The organism is Alteromonas sp. AWJ4_199, from assembly GCF_056159165.1.
This window is the reverse complement of record NZ_JBSWUR010000001.1, coordinates 1,043,279-1,059,063: the sequence shown is the minus strand read 5'-3', so window position 1 is coordinate 1,059,063 and position 15,785 is coordinate 1,043,279. Positions and strand designations below refer to the sequence as shown.

The 15,785-nt window shown below is 42.2% G+C and carries 15 protein-coding genes; 4 read left to right on the top strand and 11 right to left on the bottom strand.

Annotated features, from left to right (window positions below; genetic code table 11):
• Positions 1–121: 121 nt before the first annotated feature.
• The 6 genes from ACXAER_RS04695 to ACXAER_RS04670 all read right to left on the bottom strand — a co-directional run bounded on the left by ACXAER_RS04695 (position 122) and on the right by ACXAER_RS04670 (position 7,185).
• The gene (locus tag ACXAER_RS04695) at positions 122–712 is read right to left on the bottom strand and encodes a DUF2780 domain-containing protein (protein ID WP_474827083.1); all 591 of its coding nucleotides are present in this window, start codon (positions 710–712) and stop codon (positions 122–124) included.
• Between the two features lie 335 nt (positions 713–1,047).
• The gene (locus tag ACXAER_RS04690) at positions 1,048–2,289 is read right to left on the bottom strand and encodes a M56 family metallopeptidase (RefSeq protein WP_474827081.1); all 1,242 of its coding nucleotides are present in this window, start codon (positions 2,287–2,289) and stop codon (positions 1,048–1,050) included.
• The gene (locus ACXAER_RS04685; protein WP_474827079.1) at positions 2,282–2,674 is read right to left on the bottom strand and encodes a BlaI/MecI/CopY family transcriptional regulator; all 393 of its coding nucleotides are present in this window, start codon (positions 2,672–2,674) and stop codon (positions 2,282–2,284) included. The genes ACXAER_RS04690 and ACXAER_RS04685 overlap by 8 nt, the downstream gene beginning before the upstream one ends.
• Positions 2,675–2,925: 251 nt before the next feature.
• The gene (locus tag ACXAER_RS04680) at positions 2,926–4,911 is read right to left on the bottom strand and encodes a class I adenylate cyclase (RefSeq protein ID WP_474827078.1); all 1,986 of its coding nucleotides are present in this window, start codon (positions 4,909–4,911) and stop codon (positions 2,926–2,928) included.
• A 186-nt stretch (positions 4,912–5,097) separates the two neighbouring features.
• Positions 5,098–6,459, bottom strand: coding sequence for a sensor histidine kinase (locus ACXAER_RS04675; RefSeq protein WP_474827076.1), 1,362 nt, complete (start codon positions 6,457–6,459; stop codon positions 5,098–5,100).
• Positions 6,460–6,471: 12 nt separating this feature from the next.
• On the bottom strand, positions 6,472–7,185 hold the full coding sequence (locus ACXAER_RS04670) for a response regulator (protein WP_474827074.1): 714 nt from the start codon (positions 7,183–7,185) through the stop codon (positions 6,472–6,474).
• Positions 7,186–7,352: 167 nt separating this feature from the next.
• On the opposite strand from ACXAER_RS04670, the gene ACXAER_RS04665 reads away from it, so the two are divergent.
• Positions 7,353–7,802, top strand: coding sequence for a Spy/CpxP family protein refolding chaperone (locus tag ACXAER_RS04665; RefSeq protein WP_474827072.1), 450 nt, complete (start codon positions 7,353–7,355; stop codon positions 7,800–7,802).
• Between the two features lie 119 nt (positions 7,803–7,921).
• Here ACXAER_RS04665 and ACXAER_RS04660 read toward each other — a convergent pair whose 3' ends face one another.
• On the bottom strand, positions 7,922–8,518 hold the full coding sequence (locus tag ACXAER_RS04660) for a DUF4136 domain-containing protein (RefSeq protein WP_474827070.1): 597 nt from the start codon (positions 8,516–8,518) through the stop codon (positions 7,922–7,924).
• Between the two features lie 331 nt (positions 8,519–8,849).
• On the opposite strand from ACXAER_RS04660, the gene ACXAER_RS04655 reads away from it, so the two are divergent.
• Together ACXAER_RS04655 and ACXAER_RS04650 are read left to right on the top strand one after the other, a co-directional pair.
• Entirely contained in the window at positions 8,850–9,902 is a 1,053-nt protein-coding gene (locus ACXAER_RS04655) for an L-dopachrome tautomerase-related protein (RefSeq protein ID WP_474827068.1), read from the top strand.
• Between the two features lie 28 nt (positions 9,903–9,930).
• Positions 9,931–10,482 carry a DsrE family protein gene (locus ACXAER_RS04650; protein ID WP_474827066.1) on the top strand — a complete coding sequence of 184 codons (552 nt, stop codon included), beginning with the start codon at positions 9,931–9,933 and terminating at the stop codon, positions 10,480–10,482.
• 897 nt (positions 10,483–11,379) lie between these two features.
• On the opposite strand, the gene ACXAER_RS04645 is transcribed toward ACXAER_RS04650, so the two are convergent.
• From ACXAER_RS04645 to ACXAER_RS04630, 4 genes are all read right to left on the bottom strand, one after another.
• Positions 11,380–12,003, bottom strand: coding sequence for a hypothetical protein (locus tag ACXAER_RS04645; protein ID WP_474827065.1), 624 nt, complete (start codon positions 12,001–12,003; stop codon positions 11,380–11,382).
• Positions 12,004–12,235: 232 nt separating this feature from the next.
• Positions 12,236–12,403: a type II toxin-antitoxin system RelE/ParE family toxin gene (locus ACXAER_RS04640; protein ID WP_474830502.1), complete on the bottom strand. Its 168-nt coding sequence runs from the start codon at positions 12,401–12,403 to the stop codon at positions 12,236–12,238.
• A 125-nt stretch (positions 12,404–12,528) separates the two neighbouring features.
• Positions 12,529–12,714, bottom strand: a complete 186-nt coding sequence (locus ACXAER_RS04635; RefSeq protein ID WP_474830500.1) for a ribbon-helix-helix domain-containing protein — start codon at positions 12,712–12,714, stop codon at positions 12,529–12,531.
• Positions 12,715–13,035: 321 nt separating this feature from the next.
• Complete coding sequence (locus tag ACXAER_RS04630) at positions 13,036–14,712, bottom strand: acyl-CoA dehydrogenase family protein (RefSeq protein WP_474827063.1); 1,677 nt, start codon at positions 14,710–14,712, stop codon at positions 13,036–13,038.
• Between the two features lie 226 nt (positions 14,713–14,938).
• Here ACXAER_RS04630 and ACXAER_RS04625 point away from each other — a divergent pair, with 226 nt between their 5' ends.
• Positions 14,939–15,739, top strand: a complete 801-nt coding sequence (locus ACXAER_RS04625; protein ID WP_474827061.1) for a PaaX family transcriptional regulator — start codon at positions 14,939–14,941, stop codon at positions 15,737–15,739.
• The last annotated feature ends 46 nt before the right edge of the window (positions 15,740–15,785 follow it).

Here is a 15,785-nt window from a genome sequence, read left to right as displayed (position 1 = left end):
GCTGCGTAATTGAGTATGAAAAGATGAGCAAGGTTGCTATTAGAAAAATACAACCTTGCAAAAAAGGTTTAAAGCGTATTAGTTTTTGCCAAGCAGCACATCTCAATACGCTTTCGATAGATTACAGAGCCGCTAGCAAATTATCTAGGCCAGATTTGAAGAGTGCTTGTGTTTCTTCGTCGGCATTTACATTTAAGTATGAGCTAATTTGCGTGGCAAAGCTGGCAATCATATCAGTTGATAAGCCAAGCGCTTCAAACTGTTGTTTCAAGTCATTTACAGATTTAAGTGTAGAGCTATATTCAGAGGCTTTATTGAGCAGGCCTGATAGTGATGAGCTAGAACTTGCTGCCGTATTGCTGCTAAGTGAAGGCACATTTTCAAGTAGGCCATCAATGCCAGGAATACTGTTTGCCAGCTGCGCGTAGTCACCGCTAGATAGGTTACCTTGAACATAGTTCATAATAGAGGCAATGCCGCCTTCTGACTGCGTTTCAGATACATTGAGATTGTCAGAAACTGTACCTATCAAGCTAGATAGGTCGATACCAGACGCAGCACTTGTTGCCATTTCAGTTAGGCTACTAGTAGTAACAGTCGAGTCAGCTTTCTTATCGCCTAAAAGGCCTTTAAGCTGGTCGATATTGGCGTTTGCGTTTGTTGTAAAGACTGTAAGAGCAAGCACAGCAGGTGCTAAAGCGAAACGGTTCATAGTAAGTTTCCTTGTTGTACGCCAAAAAAGTAAAAGCCCTAATGGCGTTGAGCGATTGCAAATAATCGTAGTTATTAGCTATCGATTATCTAAACCTTCCATAAGTTAGAAGTATTAAGGTATGTGATTACTTACATTCTACCTTAGAAAAGCGGTGTTTTCTTCATGTGAAATGTAAAGGTGCTTTACACTTTTACTCAATTGAAGTGGAGCTAGGTAGTACGCAATAGTGAGATCTAGGCTAGTTTGGATCAACGAAAAATTAAGTCAATTAGACAAAACACTAAAAGGAGCGGTGTGCTCCTTTTAATATTCTGACTGATTTTTGGCCTTGCTTACTTTGTCTCTGGCGGAATGATTATACGCTCTACATCTGGGGAAGCGTTCTTTTCAGCATTCGTTGTATCGAGTTGCGAGCCAAGTTGATAGTCTAATTGGACGAGAAGCCCAGTTTGTCTGACGCCTTTGCCAGCTTGAATGCGTGGTTTATATTCCCACTGTTTTAATGCCACTTTAGCACTTTTATCAAACACGCCCGCCGGCTGAGATTTAACCACTTTTACATTATCCGTTGCGCCTGTTTCAGTGATATCGAAAGACAGAACGACAAAACCTTCAAGTTCATTTTGCTCTGCTTTTTCTGGGTAGATGGGTGGAATGCGTTTAACTGGTGATGCTTCATTAACTTTTGATTTATCCATGTTAGCTTCAGCTTTTGGCGGTGGCGGAGGCACATTAGCCAATGCGGTATTAATAGTCAGTAAAGCTGCAACAGAAAGTACGCTCGCTGCCAGTACTTTATTGCTGCGCATAGGTTGTTTTATAGCATTTAAACGTTTGATCATAGTCGTCTTTTCTCCAAAGGTTGGGTACAAAGTTATAGTGCTTGAACAATGCTCGGCACACTGCACGAGTGCTTTTGCATAGGTGAGTTTTTCCTTCTCTGTCTTGTTTTTTAGTACAGTATGATCACAAGCCAGCTCTTGGTTTATTCTGAAAGACTTAAGCGCAAGCCAAACTAGTGGGTTAAACCAAAATAGAATGGCGATAGTGAGTGCTAGCGTATTCCACAGGTGGTCATAATGTTTGCGATGAACGTTTTCATGTTCCAATACCAGCGCTTGTTGCTGTTTTGAAAACGTGCTTTTAAACGAAAAGGGAATAAGCACTTTGGGCGCGATGAAACCAAATAACATAGGGGTGGCTGCTTTGCTTGAATAATAGGCATTGGTGTGGATAGCACGTCGCTTCCCTATCGATGTCCATGTTGTAATATGATGTACTAAAACATAGGCAGTGATAATGCTTGCGCCTATGGCCCAAAGAGTAAACCAAGTTTCGAATGCAACGGTATTCACTGTAGGTTTAACACCCACTACATAGCGAGCAAAGTTATTTGACGGGATACTAACCATCGACAGCGGAAGGTTATTAACTATCAGACTGCCTGGTATCAACGCCCATAGCTTATACATTAATGAGGCACCTAACCTAGACGTGAAAAAGTGCTCGGAAACAATGAGTAAAATGAGACCGAGCGACAAAATGCCTTGTTGAGCGATAATCCAATCAATCATTATTTTCTTCCCACTCTTTTATAAGCGCTTTAAGCTCGTTGACATCTTGCTTAGATAGCGTGTTTTGATTTGCAAACCCGGCGACCATAGGCGCGACTTTCCCTTTAAACAGGCGACTAACGAAGCTCGCTGCTTCTTTTTTCGTATAGTCTTCGCGCGCAATCAGTGGGTAATAAAGGTACTGGCGCTGCTGCTTTTCAAAGCCTAATACCTCCTTTTTTACCAAGCGACCCAACAGTGTTTTTACGGTTTTTTCGTGCCAGTCTTTCTTATCATTTAACCGTGAAACCACTTCACTTGATGTAGCGGGGTGGTCGTCCCACAGTACGTCTAGTACTTCAAATTCGGCGTTCGAAATTTCGGGTTTGTCAGACATTTTGCTCATAAGGACGAAACCTACTTTTATTGATTACAGTTGTAGTCGATGTATTTAGATTACACTTGTAATTCTATAGTGCAAGCATTTTCTGTGTGTTTTTAATACAAAAAGATTCTTTATATCTTAAATGAGGAAGGGAATGGGTTAATGTATTCAACGATTAACGTCGACCCAAAGCGCAATTTAAAATTGTGAAAATGAAAGTTTGGCTCACGTTTTCTCATTTGAAAGAAACAGTAAGAGCGGCGCCGGTCCTTTTAATAAAGCACATTGAAGTTAAGGTCGGTCGATTCCAAGAACTCGCCCAAAATACGAGATTGTTGATTTCCTCTTGGTACCATGACATAGCACGCTGGCCGAGGGGGGATCTCTTGTAACTCGTACCACAAGGTATCCAGTACTTCATCACCGAATTTCAAAAATGTCTCACCCCAAGATGTTTTGTAGATGATAGCGACATCTTCAACCGTGGCTTTTTGGCGTAAGGTAGGAAAATTCACGACCGCAAAACATGCGGTTATACGCTCCGGCGCAAGTAAATCGTTACGGGGGAGCGATGAGACTTTAACCGGCGGAAAATATTTGCACAAATGCTTAAGAAGGTCGTGAAGGTCTAATTCACTTACTTCGCCATAGTTGTAATCTAGATGGATTTTACTACGGGTATCAATTATCTTACTTGAAACTAACCATACCATTAACGCAATCGCACTAGGTGCTTGAGATATTTTCTGGGCTTCATCGATAATGCCTGATTTACTTAATAAGTCACCTGCATAGGCCGACCATACCTCTGTACCGTTTTTCAGCTGGCGCATGGCAATAGTGATTTTCTCGCAATACAGACTCTCGTCGAATGCACGCCTCAGAAACTCAATTTTATCCTCTTTTTTAGCGTAATAAGTACTGAGGCGCCTACCTAACACCGTCATGTCTTTTTCATCCATTACTTGCGGGTAGTGGCTCAGTTCTTTAGAGATACGTCTATAACACTTCAATAGGAAACTGTGCACTCGGCGGCTAAGTTGTACGCGTTCGCTAAACGTCCAATCTTGTTGATTATCGAGATGATGGATGTGTTTCCGGCTCCATCCCCATTGCCTAGCGTAAGAAGCTAAGACTCTACGCTTAAAATTTGGTTTTTCTCCCTCAAAAAGAGGCTGACTTAATGGGCATGCACATTTGAAATACAAGCATTGCTGAAGGACCTCTATGTCTTCGGGCTGCCCATTTATTTTGTAGTGAGAAATGAGTTCGTCGAACATTAACGCGTAAGGGTCTATATCAGCCACATGACCCGGCGCTTCAGCGCCGCGATGAACATGTTTTTTAAGTATGTTACAAAGCGGCTGTCCATGTGAAATGTTGGCTAAGTAAACTTCCAGCTTTGCCATTTTTAAAACGGATTTGAACGGAGAATCCATGGCTTTTCCGAGCTGCCAAATAGCTGCGCCAAACAGTTCGCTGGCGTCCAGCTTTTCTAAGTTACCTAAGTCCATAAACCAATCTAAATCTGGCGAGCCGCCTTTTTTGAGATTGTTATAAATGGCTTGGTATTGCTTTTCGTTGGTCCTTTCTGGGGTAAGCCACCAAAAGGGGGCTTTGCCTGCCACTACGATATTGGTGTTATAAAACTCGGCTTTTAAAAACAATGCTTGCGCTGAGCCGGCGCTTTCACCGTCAGCAATACCGAAGTCATTCTGCCTAACTTTATCTAATTCAGACAAAAAGAAATGTACTTCAATCTTAAAAGTATTGTCCGCCCATTTTTCAATAGCTCTTAACTTTTGTTGAAGTAAGGAAATTTCTGTATCTGAAAAGCGATTGCCTTCTATACATACCCAAAAATCAAAATCTGAGTCATCAGTTTGCGCGATAGTGCCTACACTACCCATTAAAAGTAGTGACTCTATAACCCTTTGCCTGGGCCAAATTTGCTTAACATCAGAAAACAAGTGACTTTCAGACGGAAAGCACTTTAGCAGGGCTTTTTGAATATCAGCCCTAAAAGAATAGTTATTAATACCAAAAGGCACGACTTCGCCTGAAGGTAATGGTGCCACATAACCTGGAAGTGTTTCGTGATTAACGTGAACAAGAAATGGAAGAACGTGAAAAAGAGGCCCTTGGTGTTCAGGCATAAGAGTAAGCGCGCGCTCAATACGGGCTTTGTTATATCTTAATACACGCAATAACCTGATGGTGAGGTTTTGCTGAACGGAAAGCGACGGATGCGCAGCCATTACATTAATCTGTACTTCTTCATGGCGCAAAGCATAACGCTAATTGGCATTAACTTCCTCTATTTTCGATAACGACAAAAAGTTTGTCGCGTTAGTGATTGTTTGTAGTAAGAAAATACTTTACCCAATCAGGAATACTAGCCTCTCGTTATATATGCTGCATCCCTCTAAAAAAGCGTGTCGCAATTAAGTAGATGCGTTTTTAGGCAACGTAATTTCAACACGAAGACCACCTTCTTCAGGGCTTTGCATTGCAAGTGTTCCAGCGTGCTTTTCCACTGCTTTTAGCGCAATGGTTAAGCCTAGACCAAAGCCTTCGGTGTGCATCTGATTTCCTGCTCGGTAAAAAGGCTGCATTAACTTTTCAATCTCAGCGTTGTCTACGCCAATACCGTTATCCTTAACAACAATAACAACGCTATTAGTACTAGATGCAACGTCTATAGCAACAGGCTGGCCTTTATTTGAGTATTTGCAAGCGTTACCCACTATATTGTCTAACGCTTGATGTAGAGCTTCGGGAAAGGCGTTAATAATCGTGTTGTCTTTACGTGATTGGTCGAAGGTTAATGTGGTAGGAATACCCGGGTAGTTTACTGCCATGTCATCTAATACACGGTTACATAACGCAATAATGTCACATGGCTCAGCTTTCTGGGGCGTCTGTTCCAGTGTCGAAAAGTTTAAAATTTGTTGAATGAGCTGGTCCATTCGTTGGCAGTCATTGTGTATTTGTAGTACGTGTTTGTTTTCAGGTTGATGCTGTCCGATGATTGCGGCAGATGCTTGAAGCCGAGCTAGAGGGGCGCGCAACTCATGAGAGACATCATGTAATAACCTTTGTTGGGCACCTATCGCATCAGCAGTTTTGCTAACCATAAAGTTAATATCGGCTGCGAGGTCGCTTAACTCGTCGCCACGAGTAAGAAGTTGAGAGGGCACTGGTGTCGCAGTTTGGTCGTTGGCGTATTTTCGGCTAAAAGCCCCTAGATATTTTATGGGTTTAACGATGCTCCAACTAAGCAGAGCACTCACCAGAGCTGAGGCTAAAAATATAAAGACAAATTGTATAGTCTGAAAGCGATTAAGCACCTGTTTGTAAATTCGTGGCGTTTGCGGTTGCCTAAATTGAGCGACATAGCGGTTGTTTGATGGCCCGTATATTTCACGCGTGATCCTGTGCTCTTCAGGCACTTTGTTCAGTCGATAGTGATAAACGACTTCATTATCAGGCGTTGAAATAAGCATGGGGATTAGCTCGTTTTCTCGCCCATTTCGTCTTTTAGCCCATTCTCTAATCTCACTTTTAGCTCTACCGTTTGTGAACGCTTCGTGTTCGTATCGCCATACAATCCTTTCAGCCTGATTCGTCGCATCATCAAGAAAACGCTTGTTGTAGCTACTTGCAGTATAGTCGTTAACTAACACGTAACTGGTAGCCGCCATTACCACAAGGCTAGCTACCCAAAAAGCGACAAAAATTCGCCAGAATAAGCGCTTGAATCCCAAGTTAGTTTTTATATCTGCCCATTTAACGTTACTGGCCATTGCCTTTGTCTTCTATTCCGATTCCTGAGGAGCAGTAAGCATTTGATAGCCCACGCCGCGAACAGATTGAATGACGTTCGAAACACCGACTGCTGACAGCTTTTGACGAATTCGGCTTACGTGGACATCCATCGCTCTGTCATAAGCTTCTAATGGACGTTTTAATACTTCCTGCGTCATTTCTTGCTTCGATATAGTTTGTCCTACACGCTCCATGAGATAGCTGAGTGCATTGAATTCAGCGCCAGTTAGCGTAAGAGCTTTGCCATTAACGGTTGCTTGCCGTGCACCTAGATCTAGGTGTATTCCATGCAATTCACTTGACGAAGCTGAGGGCGTGGCCTTCAGGTATTGTGTTCTTCGAATGATAGCGCGGATACGGGCGCCAAGTTCTCTTGGGTTACAAGGCTTAGGTAAGTAATCATCAGCACCCAGCTCAAGGCCTACAATTCGGTCTATGTCATCGCCACGACCTGTCAGCATAAGAATAGGGGTTTGCTTTTCGGCCCTTACTGATTTCAACACATCAAGGCCCGACATACCGGGCATCATAATATCCAGCACTACGGTGTCGTACTGATCGGTGTTGAGTAGTGTTTTTATTGCTTCATCGCCGCTGTGAATAGCATCTACACGAAAGCCATCCCCTTCTAGAAATTCTTTAAGTAAGGCGCACAAGTCTTTGTCATCGTCGACGAGTAAAACGTTTATTTTTTCATTTTCCATGCCCCGAATATTACCCCTATTAACTACAGTGTTTTTCAACTTTACCGAACTTTACACTAGCTTAACCCTACTTATCGATTGATTCACGCATACTTAATTCCGTTGATGAAACAACATTATTTTTTAACGTCATGCATAAACATGGCAAAACAAGTAGGAAGATTAAGATGAAAAAATTAATTACCGGTGTTTTATTAAGTGCATGTATCGCAACCACTGCTTACGCAGGCGGTAAGAATTCAGATGAACGTAGAGGTGGAGATTTCTTACCTTTGCATAAAATGGAAAGAGTACTTGATCTAACTGACGAGCAAATAGTGCAGTTTGAGGCATTGAAAGAGAAGCTTAAAGCTGAGCGTCAGGCTAAAAGAGCTGAAATGGGTGAAGAAGGTAAGCGCAGAAAAATGAATGCACTAGCGGGCCTAAACCCAGACGACGCGAACTATCAAGAAAAGGTAAATGCGATTGCAGAGCAAAAAGCGGAAAAAGTAAAAGCGCGTTTTCTTAAACGTGCCGAGCTTCGCATGAAAGTAGCGGATATTTTAACCGATGAGCAACTTGAAAAGTTCGATAATATGAAAAAGAAACGCGGCAAAAAGCAGCGTCAGCACAGCTAATTCATACCACGTTTAATCAGTAAAAAGCGCCTTTATGGCGCTTTTTGCTACAACGTTATTGTGTTGTCAGCATTTTTTAAAAGAACAGCATGGTTCTCAAGCTTGATAAATGTGTTTCGCTAGTCCTTATTAATTCTTGCTGGATATTGTTCAAGTAAGCTTGTTACTAGTTCATCAAGCTTGTTTTGAATACTAATGCTGTCTTTCGATTCAAGTTCAACACTACCTGAAGCGCTATAGATAAACTTCCCATCTTTCACGATATCTATTTGAAGACCTTGTTGGAAAGAGGTTTGCTCGCCCACAGGTATGCTGAATATACTTCCGAGAGAAATGCCACCAGAGCGCCCAAAGGTGCCTGTACCCAACCCTAAATTTAACGTGGTTCCATCTTCTTTAGTTGTGGTGGAAGGAAGGTAACCTACTGACACATCGGCCTCGTTCTCTGTTGTTGGCGTTAAACCTTTTGTAACCAGGCGCTCGGTTATGGTTGAAGACAAATGGTTAGCAAGAGTTTCATTAATAGGATTCAACGGCGATTGAATGTAAAAGGTTTTAATGTCAGCAAAGTTTTGCGTGTCATCTACGCTTACTTGAGGTTTGCTAGCGCACCCAACAACTAACGCTAAACTTAAAAACGACAACAAGGCTGACTTAATACCATACTTCTGTTGCCAAAAACTTTTATGACATTCTGTTGAAGTGCTACTTCCCATAATAATTTCCCTCTAAATTGCTGCTGTTAAAAGGATGCTCTGTCAGCAGAAATGTTTAACGATTGCTAACTTTAACGACACAATACCCTGTTTTAGATCTGAATTAACAGTAAATGTGGTAACAAAAGGCCACAGCCTTTTGCTCACTGAGCATAATTCGCTGAATTGTCGTCACTCTTCGTCGAATTGTGCTCTGCCACGGTGTTTAAACCGTATGCTTAGTTATCTAAAGTTGCTTACCTACTTTCTAATACGCATGCTAAAGCGTACGCGTAGAAGTTTACGGTAGGCGAGCGGCTATGTCTTAAGAAAAGGTTTGAAGGTAAAGGGTATGCATATTAAACGCACGTTAACAGCTACTGCGATAGCGGCCGTTTTTTCTATTAATGCAGCAGCACACGAAGCATATGATTCTCAAGTTGAATTGGTCGGCGACATTAAAGGCACACAAATTACTGGCGTGACGGTAAGTAACGATGGGCGAGTATTTGTAAACGCGCCCAATTGGCGAGACGGCGTAGGGTTTTCTGTGGCTCAGGTTACCGATAACGGAGAGTTTGTTGCATATCCTAATAATGAAGCAAACGAGTGCGTAGCGCAAAGCGAGGTAAGAAAGGATTGCTTTTTGGCCGTGCAGTCAGTGGTTGCCCACAAAGATAAACTGTATGTGTTGGACACCCGCAACCCAAAATTCAACGGGGTAGTGGATGCGCCTCGTTTGTTTGTCGTGGATTTAGCTTCAAATGAAATCGAAGGAACCTTGATCCTCAGTGAAGATGCTTATCACTCTGATTCTTACATTAACGATTTACGCGTAGACGAAGACACAAATCGCATATACATGACGGATTCGGCTCATGCGGGCTTAGTGGTGTATAACCTCGATGACAATACCAGCTATCGCATTTTAGATAATCATGAAACGACAAAAGCTGAGGTAGAGTCTTTAAGTATTCAAGGTAAGCCTTTCAATATGACTGTTCAATCAGACGGCATCGCGTTAGATACGTTGAACGACACATTATATTTCCATGCTTTGTCAGGTTATTCACTGTATGCCATTAATACCTCAGATATAAAGAAAGCCTCAAATGAGGTATTGGCTAAAAAAGTGCGCAAAGTCGCAACAACCGGTGCGCCAGATGGCATGATTTATCACGAGGGCAACGTCTATTTAGCTGACTTAGAAAAGCAAGAAGTGCAGTACCTTACGCCAAGTCTCGACCTTCGCACCCTAGTAAAAGGTGATGTTGTGAACTGGGCTGATACCTTTAGTATTTATAACGGTTCGCTTTACTATACGAACAGCAAAATACAAGATGCGGGTAGTGATGTAAGCAATATAACGTTTGAAGTTTATAAAACAGCGCTACCTGCGCGTTAAAGTTAGGGTAATAGTTAAGGAACAGGACATGAGCATGATTAAAGAAACAGGTAAGGCATCATTCGGTTTGGCGGCTTTACTCTTCTTCGCAGGGCATGCCACAGCAAAATCAGATTTTGAATATGGCCCAGTGTTTAGCAACTTTGGGAAGCATGCGTCAGTCGATAGTGTAAGCTTTCCTGAAAATCAGACATTCAAGATTGCATTTGATGTTGCCAAAGCGGCAAACCCCGGTGAGGTTAACCGCAAGTTTGAGTCGCTGGCGCGGTTTATTAATATGCACGTAGCTAACGGCGTAAAACAGGAAAACCTCTCGCTCGCGCTTGTGGTGCACGGCTCTGCTACCGAAGAAATGCTTAAGACGGCAAACTTCAAACAGCGCAAAGGCCAACCTAATGGTAACGAAATGTTACTTTCTGCACTGATGGAGCAAGGCGTTGAAGTGATAGTGTGTGGCCAGTCGGCTGCAGCCCATGGCGTTGAAAAAATTGCCTTGATTGAAGGTGTTAAAATGGACCTGTCAGCCATGACCGCCCACGCGCGCTTGGCGCAAAAAGGGTATTCTGTTAATCCTTTTTAGGTTGTTTGGTATGCGTAAGGATTATGTTGTTAAGAGCATATTGGCTTATGCGGAAACATAAGGTGGTCGGCTGTTTAAGGCACACATGCGACTATCAGGTTTGCTAGCTCTTTCCCTAGTGGCAAGTTTCGTTATGTTCAAGGCATAGTTAACTCAGACCAAAAAACGCTCTAGAAGTGAGATTAATCAACATCACTTTCAATCTACGTAAATTTATTTGCTGTAGTAACTTTGCGTTTAAAAGCTCTTCCAGAAAATAGCAATACTATTGCAATAAAGAAGCAAAAAAATGTGCTTAACTTTATACCTCTTTCTAACGTTCCAAAACTCGGAAAAAAAACTGGGTAAAAAATGCGTACCTCTTTCCCAGTCCAATATTGTTTGAGGTAATCCAAAGCAAACGTTCTGTTTTTTAACCTTATCCTCGGTCCGAGTGAAACTATATCTGAAACGTACTCAACGTTATCAACGCTGTACGTGAACTCAATCATTGCTTCTTCAATGTAACCATTTCCAACCCTTACTTTAACTCTATTAGTCGAAACAATTACCCCTTTAGTTTCGTTCCAAAAGTAAGAAGTAATACTTACCAACATCCCATATGTAGATAATGGTAAAAGAAACAAATTAAGGAACAAGCACGCTGTATAGAGTTTTTTATACTTAACCATTACCTACTCAAAATGTGTGAAAAGCCTTGGATCTGCAAAGTAAAATCGACCAAATCAAAATTAGCGCTACTGAACGTGCGCTGCCAATACGGGTTTCTTTACCTAAGAATGTCATGTCAATATGTGCTTATTCCTCACGGTAGTCGATTGAGATTCACTACCTAAATAACAAGCTTCAAGATAGATGCACCATCTAGGCATGCGCTCAGCTCCCAATGTTCTAAGCCTATTGACTTGCCTGTGTTAGTTTTACTGGGATTTCCCAAGTTCTTTTAATATTTTGCATTGATTCGACGAACTCGAAACTAGCCTCCCAAAAATATTTGTTTTCTGAAATAAACGCTTTGTTTGTCGGCTGCTTACCATGCGGGATAACAAAACTGAATTCTAAGATTGTTTTACCGCCTACATAATTAATTTTTGTTGTTGTGGTTGATTCCCAAACTATATCTTTTCGGCTGTCGTCCCCTCTCATTGTGCGGTGCCAGAGAGTAATTGATACCTCTTTAACTCTATTAAAATTTGGCTTTACAATTTCAATAGAGCCTTTAAATTCCTCGCCAATTGTGCAGACTGACGGGGTCAGTGTTAACGGAGTTTTACCCAGTTTAGAAAATTTCCGCTTCTGATAAGCGCCAATCACCCATAGAAGAATTGAGAACGAAAAAAAGCCCGCAAAAAATAAGTATAGAGCAGGCGAGTTTGATTTAGTTGATGTGAAAAGAAGCGCCATTGCAGCAAAAAAACAAATTACGCCAAAAATTTGAATGGCAACACCAGTTTTACTCTCTTTGCTATGTATAACTTTATAAAGCTTACCCAAAAATTTTATTCCTTTAAAAATAGCCATGGCTGAATGTCAATCTAAAAGCTTATTACTGAGACTTCATAGTAATACTCATCTCCCAAAAAAACACGGCCAGTGTTTTTAGGGGAAATGCGATTAGACGTCCGGTTTGTGTATCTGCCTAGCGGCGAGCGTTGGCGGGCACCAATAGACAAAAAGCAGACATTTAATGATTAGTTTGTTTCTCTATTTGACTTGGCACTTTCGTAACAATACTTGGACCTTCCTGTGTGTTTCAATCAGAAAGATGCATAGCGTATTTCATTTGTTGATGAAGCACCCTAATGACGAAAATGCCGTCATAGACTTTTTTATAGAAGACCATATGCCTATGAGCTGGGAGTTGTAGGTAATTCTTTCTAATGTCCTCCGCTGAAGTACCTACATTAGGGGTTTCCGCCAGAACAACTAGAGCTTCGTGTAGGGCAACAAGTTAGGCTTCAGCTTGAGTTACGCCATGTATATTGGCTGAATAATCGTAAATCCCGGAGATATCTTCCTCTGCTTTTTTAGAGAGGGTGTAATTATTCATTTTAAGGCTTGAGATTTCTTAGCTTGAATAATATCCAAAACATTCTTTTCACTTTTCCCACTCAATTCACCTTCTATGAGAGCTAAGCTAATTGCCTCTCGCTCACTCTGATTGCGACGTACTAAATCGCGAATATAATCACTAGCATTAGCAAATTTGCCAGTTTTTACTTGTTCATCAATTCACTTACGCATTTCGTCAGGAAGTGACACATTTAAAGTTGCCATTGTCTATTTCCGAATGTTCACCATTCGCAAATCATGGCAAATATTGACTAAGTTTGCCAATTGAGTAGTGAGTGTTTGTTTTTCTGATAGCCCGGAGCACTTAGTTAAACGAGCAGTTTAGCGTCACTCGAAACACTGCGCTTAATCAAAATTCGACCTTTTGCTTTACGTAAACAGAAGACCTACGAGCCCATAGGCATCTTAAAGTAAATAGCTGCCGCTTTAGGTTCATACCCCCAATTTCACAGAGCCTTTAGCGTAACCCCTTAAAATAGACTAGTTAGTTGAAATCTGCCCAAGCGCAATAATTTTCTCAAATGGTGTGGTGTCGGGTAATGTACCAAAAGCAAAGCCACTCGCGTTGCCAAGCCTCGATTCACAGAACGTGTGGGCAATATCGATAATGGCATCATTGTTGTCGAGTGCCGTAGCAAGTAACGCACATGCTTGAAGCGCGAGCGCCATCTGTTCGGTTAAATAGCGGCTTCGCGATTCCATATTCTGCGTATTTGATAGCTCGTCAAATAACTTACTAAGGTAAATATCGTAGTATTTGTTTTGGCCTGCTTGAGTTTTGAGTTCGGCAAACAAGGCCTCTTTCACGTTGGGCTCTTTGGCGAGTGCGCGCAGTACATCCAAACATTGAACGTTTCCACTGCCTTCCCAAATAGAATTGAGCGGAGCTTGACGGTAATAACGGGGCATAGGATTTTCTTCCACGTAACCAATGCCACCTAAACACTCTTGCGCTTCGTTTACAAACATAGGTGTGCGCTTACAAATCCAGTACTTTCCAATTGCGGTGGCCAGCCTTGCCAGTGCTGCTTCATGGCTATCACTCTTTGCACTATCTACTGCCTTTGCAACGCGCATAGTAAGCGCGGTAGCAGCAGCACACTCAATGGTGAGATCTGCCAACACATTTTGCATTAGTGGCTGATTGACTAAGGTTTTCCCGAAGGCATCGCGGTGGCTTACGTGGTGTAATGCGTGAACCAGTGATTGGCGCATAAGTGCTGATGATCCAATCATGCAATCCAGTCGGGTAAGCGACACCATATCGATGATCACTGGCACGCCCCGGCCTTCTTCGCCAATCAAGTATGCCGTGGCTTCTTGGAATTCAACTTCAGATGATGCATTGCTCCAGTCGCCTAGCTTGTCTTTCAAACGCTGAATGCGCACGTTATTAAGTTCACCGTTTTCAAGCATTCTTGGTAGTAAAAAGCAGCTTAGTCCGCCTTCGGCTTGCGCAAGAATAAGATGTGCATCGCACATGGGGGCAGAGAAAAAGAACTTATGCCCTACAATGTGGTAACTGCCATCAGCCTGCTTAGTCGCTTTAGTTGTATTACGCCTAACATCTGAACCTCCTTGTTTTTCAGTCATCCCCATACCAATAGTCAGCCCGTGTTTTTGGCTAGCTGGTAGGGAACGAGGGTCGTACTCGCCGTTGATAACTTTATCTAGGTAGTAAGGTGGTAAGTTGTTTCCATACCGCATGGCGGGGATCGCTGCGTGTGTCATGGTCAGTGGGCAAGATGTACCAGACTCAGCTTGATAGTGCATATACATTAGTGCTGCGCGTATAGTGTGGGCTCCTTCTACACCTTCATACTTCCACGAATAGTTATGTACATTATGCTGCATCGCACTATCCATAAGTACGTGATAACTAGGATGAAACTCTACATTGTCTGTACGGCGGCCGTAGCGATCAAATGTATGAAGAACGGGCTTATTTTTGTTAGCGAGTTCTCCATGGTTCATAAGTGTATCACCTGCAAGTTGACCATATTTATCTAGTAACCCTTCGTCATGCTGGTGGGATGGTGGCAAATGCTGGTTTACAAATACACGCAGCAACGCATCATCACGCCATACGTTGTAGGGGGCGGCAATGGTGGGCTGGTTTTCTACAGTGTGCGTTACAAATCGATTTGATAAAGTCATGACATTTCCACTTAGTGAATACACAAAGTCTATCTTTGTACTGTGTCTCTACATCAAATATTACATAAATAGTCATTAATTAACAAATAATGTAATGTTTGTGCCTTGCGTGTGTTTATATAATGATGGAAGTTACGTGGTTGGCCTCAAATGGTTTATGTAATCAACTGAATTGAGGCTTGATTAAGTATTTAGGTCCTATCTTAAACAAAGAAGTAAATAGAACTTGCTGCTAGAAAAAGAGAAAAAGCCCGTCGCACGAAAGCTACTGCTAAAGCTGCTGGGTTCCCGTGACAATATTCAAATGAATGCTAGTGCAGCCGTTCGCGTGGGGGCATTGTTTGGTATTTCTGAAAACAATATTCGAGTAACGCTAACCCGCTTGCAGTCTGCTCAGCTAATCACCTTGGTTGAACGCGGTTATTACAAACTAGGCGACGAAGGCATTCGTTTTGCTAAAGAAATACACCAGTGGCGAGAAGATGAGAATGAGCTTGTGCCTTGGCAAAACGATTGGGTTGTCGCTCAAACCAGTACTATTCCTAAAAGTGATAAAAAGCAGCAAAGAACTAACGAACGCGCACTCAGGCTTATGGGCATGAGAAAGCTGGCAAACGATATTTATCTTAGACCCAACAATTTTTCAGGCGGAGCAGGCGAAGTAAGAGACAAACTCTATTCACTTGGCCTATCGAGTAAGACGCTAGTGTTTAACGCTAAAGACTTTGACAGTAAGACACAAGGCAAGGCGATGGGGCTGTGGCGCCACTTAAACTTAGCGTCGCTATACAAAAACGGATGTAGTGCAATAGAGAAATCTCTTGCTCGATTACCGTCTTTACCCCTTGAAGAAGCAACCAAAGAATCTTATGTGATAGGAGATAGAGCGTTATACCACTTGGTGTTTGACCCTTTGCTACCAACACCATTTGTAGATGTAGCAATGCGTGAGCGTTACCGTAACCTTGTAAAAAAATACGATGATATGGGCGCACAGATATGGCTTCGCTTTTTAAACCAAAGTTAGGTGAGTAAACGCTGAATTAAAACGGAAGCAGCTGAAATGGAAGTAA